20 protein-coding genes are annotated in these 18,377 nt (G+C 72.7%); 7 read left to right on the plus strand and 13 right to left on the minus strand.

Annotated elements, in window-relative coordinates; genetic code table 11:
- Positions 1-6: 6 nt before the first annotated feature.
- Together dnaJ and hrcA are read right to left on the minus strand one after the other, a co-directional pair.
- Complete coding sequence (gene dnaJ / locus ASG76_RS05880; RefSeq protein ID WP_056601211.1) at positions 7-1,185, minus strand: molecular chaperone DnaJ; 1,179 nt, start codon at positions 1,183-1,185, stop codon at positions 7-9.
- The gene (gene hrcA, locus ASG76_RS05885; RefSeq protein WP_056601217.1) at positions 1,182-2,204 is read right to left on the minus strand and encodes a heat-inducible transcriptional repressor HrcA; all 1,023 of its coding nucleotides are present in this window, start codon (positions 2,202-2,204) and stop codon (positions 1,182-1,184) included. Before hrcA ends, dnaJ begins: the two co-directional genes overlap by 4 nt.
- A 68-nt stretch (positions 2,205-2,272) precedes the next feature.
- On the opposite strand from hrcA, the gene ASG76_RS05890 reads away from it, so the two are divergent.
- A complete protein-coding gene (locus ASG76_RS05890; protein WP_056601218.1) occupies positions 2,273-3,136 on the plus strand; it encodes an MBL fold metallo-hydrolase in 864 nt (287 codons plus the stop codon).
- A gap of 64 nt (positions 3,137-3,200) precedes the next feature.
- Positions 3,201-3,521 (plus strand): hypothetical protein, encoded by a 321-nt coding sequence (locus ASG76_RS05895; RefSeq protein ID WP_056601219.1) that lies wholly within the window; start codon positions 3,201-3,203, stop codon positions 3,519-3,521.
- Between the two features lies 1 nt (position 3,522).
- On the opposite strand, the gene ASG76_RS05900 is transcribed toward ASG76_RS05895, so the two are convergent.
- Positions 3,523-3,831, minus strand: coding sequence for a hypothetical protein (locus ASG76_RS05900; protein WP_056601225.1), 309 nt, complete (start codon positions 3,829-3,831; stop codon positions 3,523-3,525).
- Positions 3,831-4,100: a hypothetical protein gene (locus ASG76_RS19255; RefSeq protein ID WP_056601228.1), complete on the minus strand. Its 270-nt coding sequence runs from the start codon at positions 4,098-4,100 to the stop codon at positions 3,831-3,833. The genes ASG76_RS05900 and ASG76_RS19255 overlap by 1 nt, the downstream gene beginning before the upstream one ends.
- A 46-nt stretch (positions 4,101-4,146) precedes the next feature.
- On the opposite strand from ASG76_RS19255, the gene ASG76_RS05910 reads away from it, so the two are divergent.
- On the plus strand, positions 4,147-4,995 hold the full coding sequence (locus ASG76_RS05910; protein WP_056601229.1) for a DUF3097 domain-containing protein: 849 nt from the start codon (positions 4,147-4,149) through the stop codon (positions 4,993-4,995).
- 222 nt (positions 4,996-5,217) lie between these two features.
- On the opposite strand, the gene hemW is transcribed toward ASG76_RS05910, so the two are convergent.
- The 3 genes from hemW to ASG76_RS05925 form a co-directional block, all read right to left on the minus strand.
- Complete coding sequence (gene hemW / locus ASG76_RS05915; RefSeq protein WP_056601231.1) at positions 5,218-6,435, minus strand: radical SAM family heme chaperone HemW; 1,218 nt, start codon at positions 6,433-6,435, stop codon at positions 5,218-5,220.
- A gap of 47 nt (positions 6,436-6,482) precedes the next feature.
- On the minus strand, positions 6,483-8,303 hold the full coding sequence (locus tag ASG76_RS05920; RefSeq protein ID WP_056601233.1) for an AMP-dependent synthetase/ligase: 1,821 nt from the start codon (positions 8,301-8,303) through the stop codon (positions 6,483-6,485).
- 184 nt (positions 8,304-8,487) lie between these two features.
- Complete coding sequence (locus tag ASG76_RS05925) at positions 8,488-9,420, minus strand: aminoglycoside phosphotransferase family protein (protein ID WP_056601235.1); 933 nt, start codon at positions 9,418-9,420, stop codon at positions 8,488-8,490.
- A gap of 104 nt (positions 9,421-9,524) precedes the next feature.
- Between ASG76_RS05925 and ASG76_RS05930 the strand changes: the two genes are divergently transcribed.
- Complete coding sequence (locus tag ASG76_RS05930; protein ID WP_056601237.1) at positions 9,525-9,977, plus strand: XdhC family protein; 453 nt, start codon at positions 9,525-9,527, stop codon at positions 9,975-9,977.
- Here the strand turns inward: ASG76_RS05930 and ASG76_RS05935 are convergent.
- The 3 genes from ASG76_RS05935 to lepA are packed head-to-tail and all read right to left on the minus strand — an operon-like array spanning position 9,974 to position 13,242.
- Positions 9,974-10,825: an alpha/beta hydrolase fold domain-containing protein gene (locus ASG76_RS05935; RefSeq protein ID WP_082587307.1), complete on the minus strand. Its 852-nt coding sequence runs from the start codon at positions 10,823-10,825 to the stop codon at positions 9,974-9,976. The genes ASG76_RS05930 and ASG76_RS05935 overlap by 4 nt on opposite strands.
- Before the next feature lie 36 nt (positions 10,826-10,861).
- Complete coding sequence (locus ASG76_RS05940; RefSeq protein ID WP_056601238.1) at positions 10,862-11,368, minus strand: HutD family protein; 507 nt, start codon at positions 11,366-11,368, stop codon at positions 10,862-10,864.
- Positions 11,368-13,242 carry a translation elongation factor 4 gene (lepA, locus tag ASG76_RS05945; RefSeq protein ID WP_056601240.1) on the minus strand — a complete coding sequence of 625 codons (1,875 nt, stop codon included), beginning with the start codon at positions 13,240-13,242 and terminating at the stop codon, positions 11,368-11,370. The genes ASG76_RS05940 and lepA overlap by 1 nt, the downstream gene beginning before the upstream one ends.
- Positions 13,243-13,329: 87 nt before the next feature.
- Here lepA and ASG76_RS05950 point away from each other — a divergent pair, with 87 nt between their 5' ends.
- A complete protein-coding gene (locus ASG76_RS05950) occupies positions 13,330-14,250 on the plus strand; it encodes a DMT family transporter (RefSeq protein WP_157558979.1) in 921 nt (306 codons plus the stop codon).
- Here ASG76_RS05950 and ASG76_RS05955 read toward each other — a convergent pair.
- The 3 genes from ASG76_RS05955 to ASG76_RS05965 are packed head-to-tail and all read right to left on the minus strand — an operon-like array spanning position 14,226 to position 16,252.
- On the minus strand, positions 14,226-14,756 hold the full coding sequence (locus tag ASG76_RS05955) for a GNAT family N-acetyltransferase (protein ID WP_056601243.1): 531 nt from the start codon (positions 14,754-14,756) through the stop codon (positions 14,226-14,228). The genes ASG76_RS05950 and ASG76_RS05955 overlap by 25 nt on opposite strands.
- 57 nt (positions 14,757-14,813) lie before the next feature.
- On the minus strand, positions 14,814-15,614 hold the full coding sequence (locus ASG76_RS05960) for a maleylpyruvate isomerase family mycothiol-dependent enzyme (RefSeq protein WP_056601245.1): 801 nt from the start codon (positions 15,612-15,614) through the stop codon (positions 14,814-14,816).
- Positions 15,611-16,252 carry a TetR/AcrR family transcriptional regulator gene (locus tag ASG76_RS05965; protein WP_056601246.1) on the minus strand — a complete coding sequence of 214 codons (642 nt, stop codon included), beginning with the start codon at positions 16,250-16,252 and terminating at the stop codon, positions 15,611-15,613. The genes ASG76_RS05960 and ASG76_RS05965 overlap by 4 nt, the downstream gene beginning before the upstream one ends.
- 104 nt (positions 16,253-16,356) lie before the next feature.
- Between ASG76_RS05965 and ASG76_RS05970 the strand changes: the two genes are divergently transcribed.
- Together ASG76_RS05970 and ASG76_RS05975 are read left to right on the plus strand one after the other, a co-directional pair.
- A complete protein-coding gene (locus ASG76_RS05970; protein WP_056601248.1) occupies positions 16,357-17,319 on the plus strand; it encodes a phosphotransferase family protein in 963 nt (320 codons plus the stop codon).
- On the plus strand, positions 17,316-18,260 hold the full coding sequence (locus tag ASG76_RS05975) for an aminoglycoside phosphotransferase family protein (RefSeq protein ID WP_157558980.1): 945 nt from the start codon (positions 17,316-17,318) through the stop codon (positions 18,258-18,260). Before ASG76_RS05970 ends, ASG76_RS05975 begins: the two co-directional genes overlap by 4 nt.
- Positions 18,261-18,377 lie beyond the last annotated feature (117 nt).

The raw sequence follows: 18,377 nt of genomic DNA on the forward strand, positions 1-18,377 counted from the left end.
GCCCGCTCAGCCCTGGAAGGCTTCGCGCAGCCGGCCGAACATCGACTTGTGCGGCGCCTCGTTCTGCCCGTCGGGCTGCTCCTCGCCGCGGATCGCCGCCAGCTCGCGCAGCAGCTCCTCCTGGCGCGGGTCGAGCCGCGTCGGGGTGTCGACGGAGATGCTGACGACCAGGTCGCCGCGACCGCCGCGGAGGCTGGGCACGCCGAAGCCGCGGATGACCTGCTCGCTGCCCGACTGGGTGCCGGGGCGGACGTCGAGGTCGTAGGTGGTGACGGGCCTCGAGTCGGGGTCGGAGTCCTTCGGCGGCTCCAGGTCGGCCTCGAGCAGCGGGAGCGTGAGGTGGGTGCCGAGGGCCGCCGCCGTCATCGGCAGCGAGATCGTGGTGTGCAGGTCGTTGCCGTGGCGGGTGAAGGTCTTGTGCGGCTCGACGTGGATCTCGACGTAGAGGTCGCCGGCCGGGCCACCGCCGGGGCCGACCTCGCCCTGGCCGGTCAGCTGGACGCGGGTGCCGTGGTCGACGCCGGCGGGGATCTTGACCGTCAGCGTGCGACGCGAGCGCACCCGGCCGTCGCCGGAGCACTCACGGCACGGGTCGGGGATGACCGACCCATAGCCGCGGCAGGCCGCGCAGGGGCGCAGCGTGCGGATCTCGCCGAGGAAGGAGCGCTGCACGACAGCGACCTCGCCCTGGCCGTGGCAGGTCTCGCAGGGCACCGGCTTGGTGCCGGGCGCGGTGCCCTCGCCCTCGCAGGCCTCACAGCGCAGCGCCGTGTCGACCTTGAGGTCACGCGTGACGCCGAAGGCGGCCTCCGCGAGCGTCACGTCGAGGCGGATCAGGGCGTCCTGGCCGCGCCGCGCACGCGAGCGCGGGCCACGCGCACCGGCGCCGGCGGCCGCGCCGCCACCGCCGAAGAAGGCGTCCATGATGTCGGTGAAGCTGAAGCCCTGGCCGGCACCGCCGAAGCCCTGGCTGAACGCGTCGCCGCCACGGTCGTACGCCGCCCGCTTGCCCGGGTCGCTCAGCACCTCGTAGGCGCGCGAGACGTCCTTGAAGCGCTCCTGCGTCTCCGGGTCGGGGTTGACGTCGGGGTGCAGCTGGCGGGCCAGCCGGCGGTAGGCCTTCTTGATCTCGTCGGCATCGGCGTCGCGGGAGACGCCGAGGATCTCGTAGGGGTCCTGGGTCACTGGTTTCCTTCATCGAGGATCCGCGAGACGTAGCGCGCGACGGCGCGCACGGCTGCCATGGATCCGGGGTAGTCCATCCGGGTCGGTCCGACCACGCCGAGGGAGCCGAGGTGCAGCTCCTGCGGTCCGTAGCCGGTGGCCACGACGCTGGTCGCGGCGAGCTCTGAGTAGGGGCCCTCGTGCCCGATGCGCACGGTGAGCGCGTCGACCCCCGACTCCCCCAGCAGCTTGAGCAGCACGACGTGCTCCTCCAGCGCCTCGAGGAGCGGTCGCACGGCGGTGTCGAAGTCGCCGTAGCGGGCGAGGTTGGCGGTGCCGCTGACGGCCACGCGCTCGTCGCTGCGGTGGTCCGACATCGCCTCGGTGAGCACCCCGACGACGGCGCGCGTGGAGTCTGCCTGCTCGGGGCGTACGTCGTCGGGCAGCGCGCCCAGCGCCGCCGCGGCGGCCGCGATCTGCACGCCCGCGGTGGCCTGGTTGACCGCGACCCGCAGCTCGGCGAGGTCGGTGTCGGCGATCGGTGCGTCGAGCTCGACCAGGCGCTGCTCGACCCGCCCGGTGCTGAGGATCAGGATGACCATCACCCGGGTCGGGGTCAGCGCGACGAGCTCCACGTGGCGCACCGTGGAGCGCGAGAGCGTGGGGTACTGGACGATGGCGACCTGGCGGGTCAGCTGGCTCAGCAGCCGCACCGACTTCTGCACCACGTCGTCGAGGTCGACCGCGCCGTCGAGCAGCGTCGAGATCGCGCGGCGCTCGGCCATGCTCATCGGCTTGAGGGTGGCGAGCTTGTCGACGAAGAGGCGGTAGCCCTTGTCGGTGGGCACCCGGCCCGCGCTGGTGTGGGGCTGGTGGATGTAGCCCTCCTCCTCCAGCACCGCCATGTCGTTGCGCACCGTCGCCGGCGAGACGCCGAGCCCGTGACGCTCGACCAGCGCCTTGGAGCCCACCGGCTCCTCGGTGGCGACGTAGTCCTCCACGATCGCGCGCAGCACGTCGAGCTTGCGGTCGTCGACCACGGAACCTCCTCGCTGGCACTCAACTGACGGGAGTGCCAACTCTACTAGCAGGCCGTAGTGTCCGGGGCATGCCCGACCTCACCCCCCGATTCGTCGAGGTGGCGCCCCGCGTCTGGGTGGCGCACTACGACTGGATGCACGTCAACATCACGCTGGTCGGAGGGTCCGACGGACTCCTCATGGTCGACACGCACGGCTCGGCGCAGCAGGCGCGCGTGGTCGCCGACGACGTACGCCGCCTGGGCGCGGGTCCGCTCACCGGGCTGGTCAACACCCACGAGCACTGGGACCACCACTTCGGCAACGCGACGATGGTCGAGCAGTTCGGCGAGATGCCGATCCACGCCACCGAGTGGGCCCGCGACCACGTCGAGGAGTCCGCGCGGCACACGTTCGAGATGTACGAGCAGGCCAGCGACCACCCGCGCCGCGAGGAGGTCCTCGCCACCACGCTGCAGCTGCCGACGCACACGTTCTCCTCGGCGGTCCAGGTCGACCTCGGCGACCGCGCGGTCGAGCTGATCCACCCCGGCCGCGGGCACACGGCGGGCGACCTGGTCGTCCGGGTGCCCGACGCCGACGTCGTGCTCGGCGGTGACCTCATCGAGGAGTCGGACCCGCCCTTCATCGGCGACGACTCGTGGCCGATGGATTGGCCGTTGACGCTCGACCTGGTGCTCGGGCTGATGACCGACGCCACCGTCGTCGTGCCCGGCCACGGGCAGGTCGTCGACAAGGACTACGTCCAGGCCCAGCGCGCCGAGCTGGGCGTCATCGCCGAGACCATCCGCGACCTCGCCTCGCGAGGTGTGCCGCAGTCCGAGGCGCTCGCCCAGGGCGAGTGGCCGTGGGAGCCGGAGCGGCTCGTCAGCGCCGTACGCCTGGGCTACGAGCACCTGCCCCGCAGCCAGAAGCGCCTCCCGCTCGTCTGAGCTCGTCTGCGCGGTCACCCCCCGGGGGCTGGCGCGGCCCGGTGCGCCTCGGTAGGACTGGGTGATGACCGACAACAACGAGTCCACCCAGAGCACCGACACCCCGCGCTCCCAGAGCGGCACCAGCCCCGCGGACGCCGACCACGAGGGCGGCACCGCCTCGCCGGACTCCTCCACTCTCGGCGGGATCTCCGACGACCAGCTGCCCGAGGACCTGCAGCCCGGCGAGGACAACCCCCTGGCCGAGCCGCTCGACCCCGACGACGAGGCGACCAAGAGCCGCGAGGAGCTCGAGATGGACGCCACCCAGGAGGAGGACGAGGCGATCGCGAACGGCGACGGGAGCGGCGACGGCGCCCAGGGCGCCGGCATCTCGCAGGGCTGAGTCAGCGCGTCAGCGCGAGCACGGCGATGAACGCGGCGTAACCGCCGAACACGAAGAGCACGATGCCGACGGCGACCAGGACCTCGGTCGAGGGCAGCAGCCGACCGAGACGGACCTGGTTGTCGTCGGCGTACTCCTCGTAGTGGTTGTGCGAGTCGCTCCAGTTGAGCCAGGCCGCGCTGCGCTCCCATCGGGTCATCTGCTTGCCGGGCTTGTCGGGCCCCTTGAGCTCCTCGGACACGAAGCCGCTGCGCCCGCCGAAGGACCGGGCGATCGCGGACTGCTGGGTGGTGCGCTGCCGCCGCGACATCAGGCTCCCCGCGTCTGCGCCAGCCAGACGAAGAAGCCGACGAAGGACGCGGCTGCGACGGCGATGATCGCGGCGGAGATCCCCCAGTCGGCCCAGACCGACAGCCGCACCGGCCGGAAGACGCCGTCCTCCTCGTAGTCGTCGCGCAGGCGCGCCCGGATGCGCTCGCGCCACGAAGTCCGTCGCAGGCGTGCCGCGCGACCCCCGTCGCTGCCCCCGACCCCCTGCGCCGTGTGCTCGTTCTCCTGCGTCGTCGCGCGTGCTGCCACGGCGTGCCACCCCCGATTGTGTCCGTTGGCCGCCTACCGTATCCCGGTGCCTGCGGATCGCTACGGAACAGACGTCCTCTCCGGCGACTGGCGTGTCCCGGCCAGGGGCCGTGCCGTCGAGACGCCCACAGAGCTCGGCATGGTGGTCGAGGAGGTCACCACCGACTGGTGCGGCGAGGTGGTCGCGGTCGACCGCGACATCGACACGCTGACGCTCGAGGACCGCCGCGGCAAGCGGCGTACGTTCCCCCTCGGGCCCGGCTTCCTGCTGGAGGGCAAGCCGGTCATCCTCACCCGCCCGGTGCGCGCAGGTGCGCCCGCCGCCCCCACGCGCACCGCGTCGGGCTCGGTCGCGGTCGCCGGCGCGAAGGCCCGCGTGGCCCGCGCCAGCCGGATCTTCGTCGAGGGCCGCCACGACGCCGAGCTGGTCGAGAAGGTCTGGGGCGACGACCTGCGCATCGAGGGCGTGGTGGTCGAGTACCTCGGCGGCGTCGACGACCTCGCCGACCACCTCCGCGACTTCAAGCCCGGACCGCAGCGCCGCGTGGGCGTCCTGGTCGACCACCTGGTCCCGGGGTCGAAGGAGGCGCGCATCGCCCAGGGCATCGCCCGCTCCCCCATCGGCAAGCACGTGCTCGTCGTGGGGCACCCCTTCATCGACGTGTGGCAGGCGGTCAAGCCCGACCGCCTCGGCATCCCCCGCTGGCCCGCGGTGCCCAAGGGCATCGACTGGAAGACCGGCACCTGCCAGCAGCTGGGCTGGCCGCACCGCAACCAGGCCGACATCGCGCGCGCGTGGAAGCACATCCTGGGCCGCGTGACGTCGTACGCCGACCTCGAGCCCGCGCTGCTCGGCAGGGTCGAGGAGCTCATCGACTTCACGACGCTTCCCTGAGCGCAGCGGAGGGAACATCACGTCGGGAGGTCGAGGAGGGCTCGCCCAGCCCTGAGCGGAGCGAAGGGCTGGCGACCCGTCACGAGACCCGCGGGCCGTCATGAGACCCGCGGACCCGGAGGTTCCAGATCAAAGCTGGAGCCTCACCCTCGAAGCTTCGGGGGTGAGGCTCCAGTTTCCCCGGATATCCGGGGAACGCGACAGGAGGGGCGGCGGGCCGTCTCAGTCGACGAGGTCGCGCACGACCGCGTCGGCGAGCAGCCGGCCGCGCTGGGTGAGCACCAGCCGCTCGGTGGCGAGCTCGACGAGCCCCTCGGCGACCAGCCGGGCGACGTGGGATCGACCCGTGGCGTCGAGCGCGGTCACCGGGAGACCCTCGACGAGCCGGATCTCGAGCAGCACCCGCTCGACGCGCTGGTCGCGGTAGCCGAGCACCTCGCGCCCGATGGCGGGTGAGACCCCGCGCCCGAGCCGTTCGGCGTACGCCGCGGGGTGCTTGACGTTCCACCAGCGCACACCGCCGACGTGGGAGTGGGCGCCGGGCCCGACCCCCCACCAGTGGCCGCCGGTCCAGTAGAGCAGGTTGTGGCGGCACCAGTGGTCGGGCGAGGTCGCCCAGTTGGACACCTCGTACCACTTCAGGCCCGCGGCGCTGAAGCGCTCGTCGGCCATGAGGTACTTGTCGGCAAGGTCGTCCTCGTCGGGCATCGGCAGCTCGCCGCGCCGCACCTGCCGGGCCAGGGCGGTGCCGTCCTCCACGATCAGGGAGTACGCCGACACGTGGTCCGGCTCGCACGCCAGCGCCGCCTCGACCGAGGTCTCCCAGTCGGCCAGCGACTCCCCCGGCGTGCCGTAGATGAGGTCGAGGCTGACGTCGTCGAAGCCCGCCCGGCGGGCCCAGTCGACGGCCGCGGGCACCCGCATCGGGTCGTGCGTGCGGTCGAGCGTGCGGAGCACGTGGTCGACCGCCGACTGCATGCCGAAGCTGATCCGGTTGAAGCCCGCGGTGCGCAGCTCCTCGAGGTCCCAGGCGGCGACGCTGTCGGGGTTGGCCTCGGTGGTGATCTCGACCCCGTCGGCCAGGCCGAACTCCGCGGCCGCGCTCGCCACGATCGCGCCCAGGTCGGCCGGCTTCAGCAGGGTCGGGGTGCCGCCCCCGAAGAAGATGGTCTCGATCGGCACGTCGCGGTGGCCCAGCACCTGCCGGGCGAAGCGGATCTCGCGGATCGCGGCCTCGGCGTAGGACGAGCGGCTGGCGCCGACCTCGTCACCGAGCTCGTGCGCGGTGTAGGTGTTGAAGTCGCAGTAGCCGCAGCGCACGCTGCAGAACGGGACGTGGACGTAGAGGCCGAACGGCTTGCTGCCGAACTCGGCCCACGCCTCGTCGGGCAGGAGGCCGTCCTCGGGGGCGACGTCGCCGTCGGGTTGAGCGGGGGGCACGCGGGTATCCAACCACGCGGGCACCCCCGCTCAGCAGTCCCGGCAGCTCAGGCGTACATCTCCTCGATGAGCGCCTGGTGGTTGTCCTGCACGACGTTGCGCTTGACCTTCATCGAGGGGGTCAGCTCGCCCGACTCGACCGTGAGGTCGTGGTCGAGGAGCTTCCACTTCTTGATGGTCTCCCAGCGGTTGAGGTGGCTGTTGAGCTCGTCGACGTAGTCGCCGACCATCTTCTGCACCTCGGGCGACTGCACGACCTCGGTGTAGGACTTGCCGCTCATGCCGTTCTCCTCGGCCCAGCCGGCCATCGCGTCCGGGTCGAGGGTGACGAGCGCGACGCAGTAGTTGCGCTCGTCGCCGAAGACCATGAACTGGCTGGCGTAGGGGCACACGGCCTTGAACTTCGACTCGATGGCGGGCGGGGCGATGTACTTGCCGCCGGAGGTCTTGAAGAGCTCCTTGATGCGCCCGGTGATGACCAGGTGGCCGTCCTCGTCGAGCGCACCCTTGTCACCGGTGTGCAGCCACCCGTCGGAGGTCAGCGTCTTGGCCGTCTCCTCGGGGAGGTTGTGGTAGCCGTCCATGACGCCCGGGCCCTTGATCATGATCTCGTCGTTGTCGCCGAGCTTGACCTCGCTGCCGGGGAAGACCGGGCCGACCGTGCCGAACTTGTTCTGGTCGGGGTGGTTGACGAAGGAGCCGGCCGAGGTCTCGGTGAGGCCGTAGCCCTCGAGGATCTTGATGCCGGCCGCGCCGAACCACTCGGCGATGTCGCGGTTGAGCGCGGCGGCACCGGAGATGAAGAAGCGGACGTTTCCACCGAAGCGGTCGCGGATCTTGGTGAAGACCAGCCTGTCGAACAATGCGTGCTGCACCTTGAGCCCCAGCGGCACCGACTTGCCCTCGCGCTTGAGGCGCTCGACCTCGAGGCCGACCTTGAAGGCGTTCTGGAAGATCTTCTCCTTCGCACCGCCCTCGGCGGCCTGCATCGTGACGATCCGGCCGTGGGCCTTCTCGAAGATGCGGGGCGCGGCGCCCATGAAGGTGGGCTTCACGACGCCCAGGTTGTCGACGATCTTGTCGACGCGGCCGTCGATGGCGGCCGCGAAGCCGCACGCCATCTGCGTCGACATCAGCACCTTGCCGAAGGAGTGGGCCATCGGCAGCCAGCGGAACTCGAGGTCGGTCTCGGACAGGATGCCCTGCGCGCGGATCGCCTCGCCCTCGTAGACCCACGACGAGTGACGCAGCCGTACGCCCTTGGGCCGGCCCGTCGTGCCGGAGGTGTAGATCAGCGTGGCCAGCTGGTCGGGAGCGATCGCCTGCGACGTCGTGCGCACCACGTCGGGCTGCTCGGCCAGCTTCTGCGCGCCCAGCGCCGCGAGGTCGTCGAGCGTGATCACCCAGTCGCCGTCGGCCTTGCCGTCGAAGGTGACGACCTTGCCGACGTGCGGCAGCTCGGCGCGGTGGGCGGTCAGCTTGGCGAGCTGCTCGTCGTCCTCCACGAAGACGACGCGGCTCTCGGAGTCGCCCAGGATGTAGACGGTGTCCTCGGCGTTGGTGCTGGGGTAGACCGTGGTCGTGGCGCCGGCGGCGCACATGATCGCCAGGTCGGCCAGGATCCACTCGTAGCGGGTGCCCGAGGCGATGCCGACGCGCTGCTCGGGCTCGACGCCCAGGGCGATGAGGCCAGCCGCGAGCGCCTCGACCTTGTCGCCGGCCTGCTTCCAGGTGACCGACTCCCACGCCTCCCCGCGCGGGAACCGGAAGGCCTCGCTGTCGGGCGACGCGGCCACCCGGTCGAAGAACTGCACGGCGACGTTGGCCGGCATCGTGTCGAGGAAGGTCGTGTCGATCGTGGTCGGCATCTGTTACCTACTCATTCGTCTTGGCGTGACGCGGCCGCGTCACACAGCGGGGGCTGGCTGCTGACTTGGCTGTAACCTAGATCACTGGGATTACCGGGGGGTAGCAAACAGGCCCAATTGTCCGGACCACGGACCCGAATGCGACTTTCGGCCCACCTGGTGGGCACTGCGCGGCGCCTGCGCCTCAGTCCTGGACGGCCTTGGTGATCGCGATGCAGCGGGTGATCCAGTCGCGCTCGTCCGCGTGGAGCCCGCGGTCGGCGCGGCGGGCGTCCTGGACGGTCCACCCGGCGTTGAGGACCATCCGCACCACCACCCAGTCACGCGCGCGCGCCTCGTCGAGCCCGCCGGCGTCGACGAGGGCGTGGAAGCGGCGGCGCAGCCCGTCGCGCACCGAACCGACCGCGAGCGGGCCGGTGAGCTCGTCCATCCGGTTCCACAGCATCGGTGCCGGCTCGTAGTGCGGGTCGCCGGCCATCGGCTTGGGGTCGATGGCGAGCCAATCGCCGGACTCGTCGGCCATCACGTTGTCGTAGTGCAGGTCCCCGTGCACGACGACCGGCTCGCGGCCGTCGGCCAGCAGGTCGCGACCCAGCGAGAGGGCCTGCTCGACGTAGCGCCGCGGCACCGGGAGGTCGCGACCGAGGCCGTCGAGCTCGCCCAGCCAGCGCTCGACGTACGACGCGACGGTGGCCAGCTGCGGCAGCGCGGGGACATGGAGGCGTCCGTAGAGACCGCCCACGACCTCACAGGCCTCGACGTCCCACGTGTCGGCGAGGTCGGGCCCGGGCAGCCAGTCGAGCAGCAGCGCGCGGCGGTGCGGGTCGGCACGCAGCAGACGTACGGCGCCGCGCCCGCCCCAGCGCTGCAGGGCGAGGCCCTCGTGCAGCGACTCGTCGTCACCGTCGAAGGTCACCTTGAGCGCCCCGGGCGTGCCGTCCGGGTCCACGACCGGGACCACCAGCGAGCAGAACCCGTGCAGCGAGGTCGCGACCGGCGTGAGCCGCCACTCCTCGACCAGCTCCACCGCCAGCCGTGGCAGCCGGTCGAGCCAGCCCGCCCAGTCGGCGCCGAGCGCCCGCTGCTCGAGCAGCCCCGGGGGGATGGCGACGGACATGCGCCGAGCCTAGGCTGCGTGTCATGGGCGAGCGCCAGCGAGCCCATCAACGAGGACAGCGCGCCACGTGCCTCATGCGCGCACGGAGCGAAGCGAGTACGCGTATGAGCATTCGGGAGCAGGCGTGGTCCGACGAGCGGGGCGAGCACGGGCGGATCCTGGTCCTCAGCGACAACCCGATCTCGCGGGCCATCGCCGTCATCGCCTCCACCGTGGGGCGCACGGTGGTCGTCGAGTCGGCCGACGACGGCGGCCCGGGCCTGGACCCGCGCCCCGGTGACGCGGTCGTGCTGTGCGACCACGACGCCCCCGACGCCCCGGCCGTGCTGCGCGCCGCACTCGCCTCGGACGCCGCCTACGTCGCCATGATGGCCAGCCGGCGCCGCGCCGCCGGGCTCATCGACGACCTGCGCGCCGAAGGCGTGGACGTGACCGCGCTGCACGTGCCGGCCGGGCACGACCTCGGCGGCAAGGCGCCGGGCGAGATCGCCCTGTCGGTGGTCGCCGAGATCGTCGCGGAGTCCTACGGCCGCCCCGGCGGCGCGATGCGCGGCTAGGCCGGCCCGACCGCGGCGCGGACCTCCCCCGCGACCATCGCCATCGTCGAGCGCGCCCGCACGGGGTCCTCGGTCAGGAAGTAGTGGTCGACCCCGGGCGTCACGTCGTGCACCACCCGTACGCCGGCCGCGCGCAGGCGCACGGCATAGGCGTCGCCCTCGGCGCGCAGCACGTCGCGCTCGGCCGTGAGCACCACGGCCGGCGGGAGGCCGGACAGGTCCTCGGCGAGCAGCGGCGAGGCGTAGGGCTCACGCCGGGTCGCCGGGTCGGGCAGGTAGACGCGGCGCACGAGGCGGCGCAGCGACGGCGAGACCATCCCGGGGTCACCGTCGCGCGGCTCGGCCGACAGGTCGAGGGCCGGGATGCCGAGCACCTGCAGCGTCGGGGCGAACGACCCCGCGTCACGCGCCTGCAGCGCGACGGAGGCAGCCAGGCCACCACCGGAGCTGAAGCCGCCGACCGACACCGGGGTCCCGTCGGCCGCCAGCGCCGCCGCGACGTCGTGCGCCTGGTGCTGGGCGACGGGGTAGGTGACGCGGGGCGCGACCTCGAAGTCGACGTTGGCCACGACGACACCGGCGGTGGCGGCGAGGTAGCGGCACCACCAGTCGTCCATCGCGGGGAACCGCATCAGGAACGCCCCGCCGTGCAGGTGCACGTGCACCGGCAGCGGGCCGGGCCCCGGCCGGTAGAGGTGGACCGGCACGTCACCGTGGCGGCTCGGGACGACGATCCGCTCCGCCGCCGGCAGGTCGCGGCCGGCGAACCTCAGCCCGTCGCCGTACGACACCGTGAAGCGCGCGGTGGCGCGCATGACCTCCACCCGGAGCCGGTCGTCGAGGCGCATGCCGGTCCTTCGCTGCCCGGGCCGCGACCGGATGGGTCAGGCGCGCTCGAGGGTGACGACGGCGACGGTGCAGCGACCCTCGACCTCGCCCGGGCCGAGCACCAGGCAGCCCGCCTCGGCACCCGTCAGGACGTAGGCCGCCTGGTCGGCGGCGAGCGGCAGCGCCGAGCCCCTGCCCAGCTCGAGGACGGTCACGAACGGGGCGACCGCAGCCGGGTCGACGACGACGTTGAGCGCGCGGACCGGTCCGTCGGGCACCGACGCGAGGACGGTGGCGTCCCCGGAGAAGGCGAACGGCCGGTGCGGCTCGACGACGTGCGTCTCGCCGTCGACCTCCAGCCCGAGGACCGGGCCGTCGACGACGGTGAGCAGGCGCCGGCGGCCGGGGAACGCCGAGAAGGGGCCGTCGCGCTCGACGTCGGCGACGCTGATCCGCCAGGCGTCGTCGTCGGCGCGCGCCAGCACCCGCGTCGTACCGCCCCCGTTGGCCCAAGGCTCGGGGCGTACGTCGCCCGGGCGCACGACGCGGTGCGGACCGGCCACTACTTCTTGCCGGTCTTCTCGGTCGGCTGCGTGGTGGCGAGGGCGGCGACGAAGGCCTCCGGCGGCACCTCGACCGAGCCGATGTTCTTCATCCGCTTCTTGCCGGCCTTCTGCTTCTCGAGCAGCTTGCGCTTGCGGCTGATGTCACCGCCGTAGCACTTGGCGAGCACGTCCTTGCGGATCGCGCGGATCGTCTCGCGGGCGATCACGCGGGCGCCGATGGCGGCCTGGATCGGCACCTCGAACTGCTGGCGCGGGATGAGGTCCTTGAGCTTGCCGGCCATCATCACGCCGTAGGAGTAGGCGGCCTCGCGGTGCACGATGGCGCTGAACGCGTCGACCGGCTCACCCTGGAGCAGGATGTCGACCTTGACCAGGTCGGCGGCCTGCTCGCCCGAGCGCTCGTAGTCGAGCGAGGCGTAGCCCTTGGTGCGCGACTTGAGCTGGTCGAAGAAGTCGAAGACGATCTCGCCCATCGGCAGCGTGTAGCGCATCTCGACGCGGTCCTCGGAGAGGTAGTCCATGCCCTGCAGGTTGCCGCGCTTGAGCTGGCACAGCTCCATGATCGTGCCGATGTAGTCGGACGGCGCGAGGATCGTCGCCTTCACCACCGGCTCGCGGACCTCCGCGACCTTGCCGTCGGGGTACTCGCTGGGGTTGGTCACCACGTGCTCGGTGCCGTCGTCCATCACGACGCCGTAGACGACGTTGGGGGCGGTCGAGATCAGGTCGAGGTTGAACTCGCGCTCGAGCCGGTCGCGGGTGATCTCCATGTGGAGCAGGCCCAGGAAGCCGCAGCGGAAGCCGAAGCCCAGCGCGCCGGAGGTCTCCGGCTCGTAGGTCAGCGCCGCGTCGTTGAGCTGGAGCTTCTCCAGGGCGTCGCGCAGCGTCGGGTAGTCGTCGCCGTCGATCGGGTAGAGACCGGCGTAGACCATCGGGTTGGGGTGCTTGTAGCCGCCGAGCGACTCGGTGGCGCCGTGGTGCTGCGAGGTGACGGTGTCACCGACGCGGGACTGGCGCACGTCCTTCACGCCGGTGATGAGGTAGCCGACCTCGCCGACGCCGATCTCGCGCGCCTTGACCGGCTCGGGGCTGATCACGCCGACCTCGAGCATCTCGTGGACCGCGTTGGTCGACATCATCTTGATCCGGTCGCGGTGGCTGAGCTTGCCGTCGACGACCCGGACGTAGGTGACCACACCGCGGTAGGTGTCGTAGACGGAGTCGAAGATCAGCGCGCGGGCCGGGGCGTCCGCGTCGCCGACCGGGGGCGGGGTCTGCTTGACGATCTCGTTGAGCAGCGTCTCGACGCCGACGCCCGTCTTGGCGCTGGTGAGCAGCACCTCCTCGGGCTCGCAGCCGACCAGGCCGGCCAGCTCGGCGGCGTACTTCTCGACGTTGGCGCTGGGCAGGTCGATCTTGTTGAGCACCGGGATGATGTGGAGGTCGGCGCCCATGGCGAGGTAGAGGTTGGCCAGCGTCTGGGCCTCGATGCCCTGTGCGGCGTCGACGAGCAGGACCGCGGCCTCGCAGGCCTCGAGGCTGCGCGAGACCTCGTAGGTGAAGTCGACGTGGCCCGGGGTGTCGATCATGTTGAGGACGTAGGTGCCGGGCTCGGCGTCCTCGGCGTTGCCGGCGGGCACGGTCCACGGCATCCGCACGGCCTGGCTCTTGATCGTGATCCCGCGCTCGCGCTCGATGTCCATGCGGTCGAGGTACTGCGCGCGCGACGCCCGCTCGTCGACGACCCCGGTCAGCTGCAGCATCCGGTCGGCCAGCGTCGACTTGCCGTGGTCGATGTGCGCGATGATGCAGAAGTTGCGGATGATCGACGGGTCGGTCGAGCCAGGCTGCGGCGCGTTTGTGAGGCTCACGGACTGCTTTCGGGAGTACGACGGCGGGGTCGGGTCATTCTTCCACGCGGGTCGGGCCCCGACGAACCGGCGCGTTAGCGTGCGGGGGTGAGCTCCCGGACCGCGACCGCGCTGCCGCTGGTCCCAGCAGGGATGTTCGTGCTCGTGTGGTCCTCGGGCTACATCTCCGGTCCCGCGGCAGTCCACGCGGCGGCGCCGTTCACGGTGCTCGGCTGGCGCTTCGCGCTGGCCGCGGTGCTCGCCGCCGGCCTGGCGCTGGCGCAGCGGCGCCCGACCCGCATGGACCGCGCCACCCTCGGCCGGGTCGCCGCCGTCGGCTTCGTGATGAACGCGGTGCAGTTCGGGCTGATGTACGTCGCCTTCGACCTGGGCCTGGGCGCCACCCTGGCCTCGCTGTTCCACGCCCTCAGCCCGGTGCTGACCGCACTGCTGGCCGCGGGCCTGCTGGGCGAGCGGGTCTCGCCGCTCCAGGTGGCGGGGTTCGTCGCGGGCGTGGTCGGGGTGCTCCTCGTGCTCGGCGCCGACCTCGACCACGCAGGCGGCGCGGTGGCCGTCGTGGTCGGGTGCCTGAGCATGCTGACGCTCAGCCTCGGCACGCTCGGTCAGCGCTGGATCGGAGCGCAGCCCGACCTGCTGTGGTCGGCCGCGGCGCAGTTCGCGGTGTCCGCGCCTCCCCTGCTGGTCCTCGGCTGGACCACCGAAGGCGCCTGGCCGGTGACCGACACGCGCCAGGCGCTGGTCGCCGTGGCCTTCATCGCGATCGTGAACTCGATCGTCGGGCTCGTGCTGCTCTCGCACCTGGTGCTGCGCGGCGGCTCCGGCGCCGCGGCCAGCCTGTTCTTCCTCAGCCCGCCGGTGACCGCGGTGCTCGCCTGGCTCGTCCTCGGCGAGACCCTGTCGGGGCTGCAGCTGGTCGGGCTCGTGGTCGCGGTCGTGGGCGTCGGCGCGGCCACCCGCATCCGGCGGGCGCCTGCCCCGACCCCCTACCCCGGGGTCGGCACCCAGTAGCGGCGCTTCACGCCGCGCACGTCCTCCAGCTCGCCGCCCGCCGCCTCGATGACCCGGATCGACCCGACGTTGTCGTCGTCGCAGGTGACCAGCGCCCGTTCGATGCCCAGGCCGCGCGCCCACGGCAGGGCCTCGCGCAGCATCGCGGTGGCATGCCCCTCGCGCCGGCGGGAGGGGCGTACGTCGTAGCCGATGTGCCCGCCGACGTCGAGCAGGAAGTCGTTGAGGACGTGGCGGATGGCGAGTCGGCCGAGGTAGTCCTCGCCGTCGACCCACCACAGCGTCGTGCAGGGCACGTGCCACTCGAGCCGTGGGGTCTCCTCCAGCGCGTCCGCGCGCACCGCCTCGACGAAGGAGACGAAGACGTCGGGGTCCTGCCAGCCGGGGGCGTTGTGCTCGATCCAGGCCGCGGTCTGGCTGAACTCCGCCCCCTCGGCGACGAACTCGTCCATCGCCTCCAGGAAGGACTCGCGCACGGACGGGGTCGGCAGGACGAGCTCAGGCATGGCGCCATCCTGTCGCGCCCGTCCTGCGGCCCGCACCCGGGTTTCGTCCCACGACGATCAGAACACCACCCGCGCCGCGCGCAGCCGGGCCGCCGCGGTCGGGTCGCCCTCGCACGCCAGCACGCACTCGTCGGAGCGGCCCGACAGCAGCCGCATCAGGGCGACGGCGTCCTCGCTCACCTCGGCGACAGGTGCGCCGTCGCCGACCCGCCACCGACCACCACCGCGGCCGGTCAGCGTGAGGACGAGGGCCGGGCCCGTCCAGTCGAGGTCGAGGTCGCGCACCACCTGGGCGACGACCTCGCCCTCCGCCGACGAGAGCGGCATGTCCGCCCCGGTCGCGCGGTGCAGGTCGACCCGGTGCAGCCACACGTCGCGCACGTAGACCACGTCGAGCAGGTAGGCCATGCGTGAGCCCGGCCGGAGCCCGGCGAACGCCGGCAGGGGCGTACGTCGCAGCAGCCCGGGCTGGCGGCGTCGACCGTCGGGCGCCCCGTGCGCCCAGCGGCGGAGGTCGGCGGCCAGGTCGGCGTCCGACATCTGCTCGCGGTCGCGGACCTGCACCTCGCACAGCAGGTCGACCAGCGGCCCGCGCCCGCGTCGTACGCCGGCCAGCGCCGCGGCCTGGTGGCGCAGCATGACCGGCAGCCGGCACCCCTCCTCCGCCGCGCCCGCGAGGTGCGCCACCATCTCGCGCACCCGCCAGCCCGTGCAGTCGGTCGGCCGCTCCCAGTCGCTGTCGGTGAAGCCGTCGACCATCGCGACCAGGGCGGCGTACTCCGCGACGGCGAGGTCACGGCCCCGGTCGGGGTCGGTCTGGGCGAGCCCGGCGGCCCGCGGTGCGGTGGTCGTGGTCATGGCGTGCTCCGTGGTGGGTGGGTGGAGGGGCGAGGCGAGTAGTGGTCGACGTACATCCGCACGAGCGCGGCGCGGTGGCGCGAGGTGCGTCCCTCGTCGACACCCACCCCCGGCTCGTTGGACAGCTGCTGGGAGATGACGCCCGTGGTGAGCGCGGCCCAGACCTGCACCAGCTCCTCGGGCTCGGGCGCCGGGTCGAGCAGGCCGAGCTCCTGGGCGCGGGCGAGCGCGGCACCCGCCCGGGCGAGCGCCCGCGCGGCGGGCTCGAACGCGGCAGGCGATGGCTGCCACCGGGCGATCGGACGCCAGAACATCAGCTGGGCGTCGGCGGGGTGCTCCAGCGCCCACCCGACCGCGACGTCCAGCGCTTCGGTGAGCAGGGCGTGGATGTCGGTGCCGTCCGTGGGCTCGAGGTGCGCGGTCGCGGCGCCGAAGTCGGCCCAGCCACGCCGGAACAGCTCGTCGCAGAGGTCCGCCCGCGAGGCGACGTAGCCGTAGAGCGACGGGGTCCGCATGCCCACGCGCCGCGCGACCTCGCCCAGCGTGAGCGCTGCCGCGCCCTCCTCCGCGATCACCCGCCGCGCCGCCGCCACAATCGTGTCGGTGGTGCGGGCCCGGCGCTCCGCGACGCTTCCCATGCGGTCGACGATTCTCCTAATGCCATTAGGAGTCAAGGTGCTCCCACGTGGTCTGGACCGATATCTGCTCGTGGACCACACGACGGTGGGGAAGGATGCCGCCCATGTCCCGCACCGCACCCGTCGCGCCCTATCCGCTGCCGCACGACCGCACCGCCCGGAGGCTCGAGTGGGCCTTCCTCCCGCCCAACCTGCGGGCGTGGATCGAGCGCAAGTGCGGCTCCCCGGTGGTCTCGGCGATCTCGCAGACCAGCGGCTTCACGCCCGGCTTCGCCTCGGTGCTCGTGTGCGAGGACGGCTCGCGCCACTTCGCCAAGGCCGCCTCGGTGAAGGCGCAGAAGATGTTCGCCGACTCCTACCGCGAGGAGGCGCGCAAGCTCGCCGCACTCCCCGCTGAGGTCCCGGCCCCGCGGCTGCTGTGGCACCTCGACGACGACTGGGTGGTGCTCGGCACCGAGTACGTCGCCGCCCGGACGCCGCACCGGCCCTGGCGCGCCGACGACCTCGACGCCCTGCTCGACTCGCTCGAGCTCGTCGCCGACACCCTCACGCCGCCTCCGGCCGACCTCGCCCTCGACGCCGCGGAGGACGACTTCGCGCCGCTGGTGGACGGGTGGTCCGCCATCCGGGAGACCCGCACCGACCTCGACCCCACGCACCTCGCCGAGGCCGAGGCGCTGGCCCGCCGCTACGCCGACGTGGTCGGGGGCGACACCCTGGTCCACACCGACATCCGCTCCGACAACGTGCTCATCGACGCGGGTGGCCGCGCCCTGCTGTGCGACTGGAACTGGCCGGTGCGCGGTGCCGCATGGTTCGACTCCTTCGCCGCGCTGATCGGACCGCGGGGGGAGGGCATCGACGTCGACGCGGTGATCGCCGGGCGCCGGCTGCTGCGTGACGTCGACCCCGAGGCGCTCGACATCAACCTCGCCCTCTACGTCGGCTACTTCCTCGCCCAGTGCGAGCTTCCGGTCCCGCCGAGCTCGCCCCACCTCCGCGACCACCAGCGCTGGCAGGGCGAGGTGTGCTGGGACTGGCTCGCGGAGCGCCGGGGCTGGTCGTGACCGCGCCGCGCGCCGTCGGCGTACGCCTGCCCTACGGCGCGGTGCCCGCACGCGTGCGGGCCTGGGTCGAGGAGACGCTCGGCTCTCCCGTCACCGAGGTGGCCGAGCAGGTCGGCGGGATGTCACCGGGCTGCGCGAGCCGGCTCACCTGCGCCGACGGCACCCGCGCCTTCGTCAAGGCGGTCGGCGTCGAGCTCAACCCCGACACCCCGCGGCTGTTCCGGCGCGAGGCCGCGGTGCTGGCCGCGTTCGGCGAGCACGAGCTGTGGGCGCCACTGCTGGCGTCGTACGACGACGACGCGTGGGTCGCGCTGCTCATCGAGGACGTCGAAGGCCGCCACCCCGACTTCGCCGACGCGACCGAGCTCGAGGCGGTCCTCCGCGCGACCGACCGGCTCGCCGAGGTGCTGCACGAGCGTGACGTCCCGGCGTCGGCCGACCTGGTCGACGTGGGCCACGTGATGGCGAGGTGGGCGGAGTCGCTGGAAGGGCTCGCGGCTGCCCCGGACACCGTGCCGGTGCCCGACTGGCTGCGCAGCGACCCGCACGGGTGGGCCGCGGTGCTGCGGGAGCAGGCCGGACGCCCGATGGGCCAGGTCTGCCACTGGGACATCCGCGTCGACAACCTCCTGCGCCGACCGGGCGGCGAGGTCGTCTTCGTCGACTGGGGTGTCGCCGCGCGCGGGCCCGCGTGGGCCGACCCGCTGCTGGCCCGGCTGGAGCGGGTCGACGAGCCGTGGTTCGACGACTCCGTCGCCTCCTCCCCCGCCCTCGCCGAGGCCGGCGACGAGGTCGTCACCGCCTTCCTCGCCGGGTTCGCTGCGCACCTGGCGGTGCGCTCGGTGGTGGCGGTCGACGTCAACCTCCCGACGCTCAACGATTTCCGGATCGCCGAGTCGCGCCGGATGATGGGTGCCGTCACCCGCCGGGCCGGTCGCTGACCGCGGTTGCCGGCGTACGACGGATTTGGGCGCGCACGCCGCCTGCCGGTAGTGTTTCTCCTTGCGTGTCCGGCGCCCGCCCCACACCGTCGCACCAGGTGGGGGTTGCCTGGCAGC

This window comes from Nocardioides sp. Soil774 (genome assembly GCF_001428125.1).
Lineage (GTDB): Bacteria > Actinomycetota > Actinomycetes > Propionibacteriales > Nocardioidaceae > Nocardioides.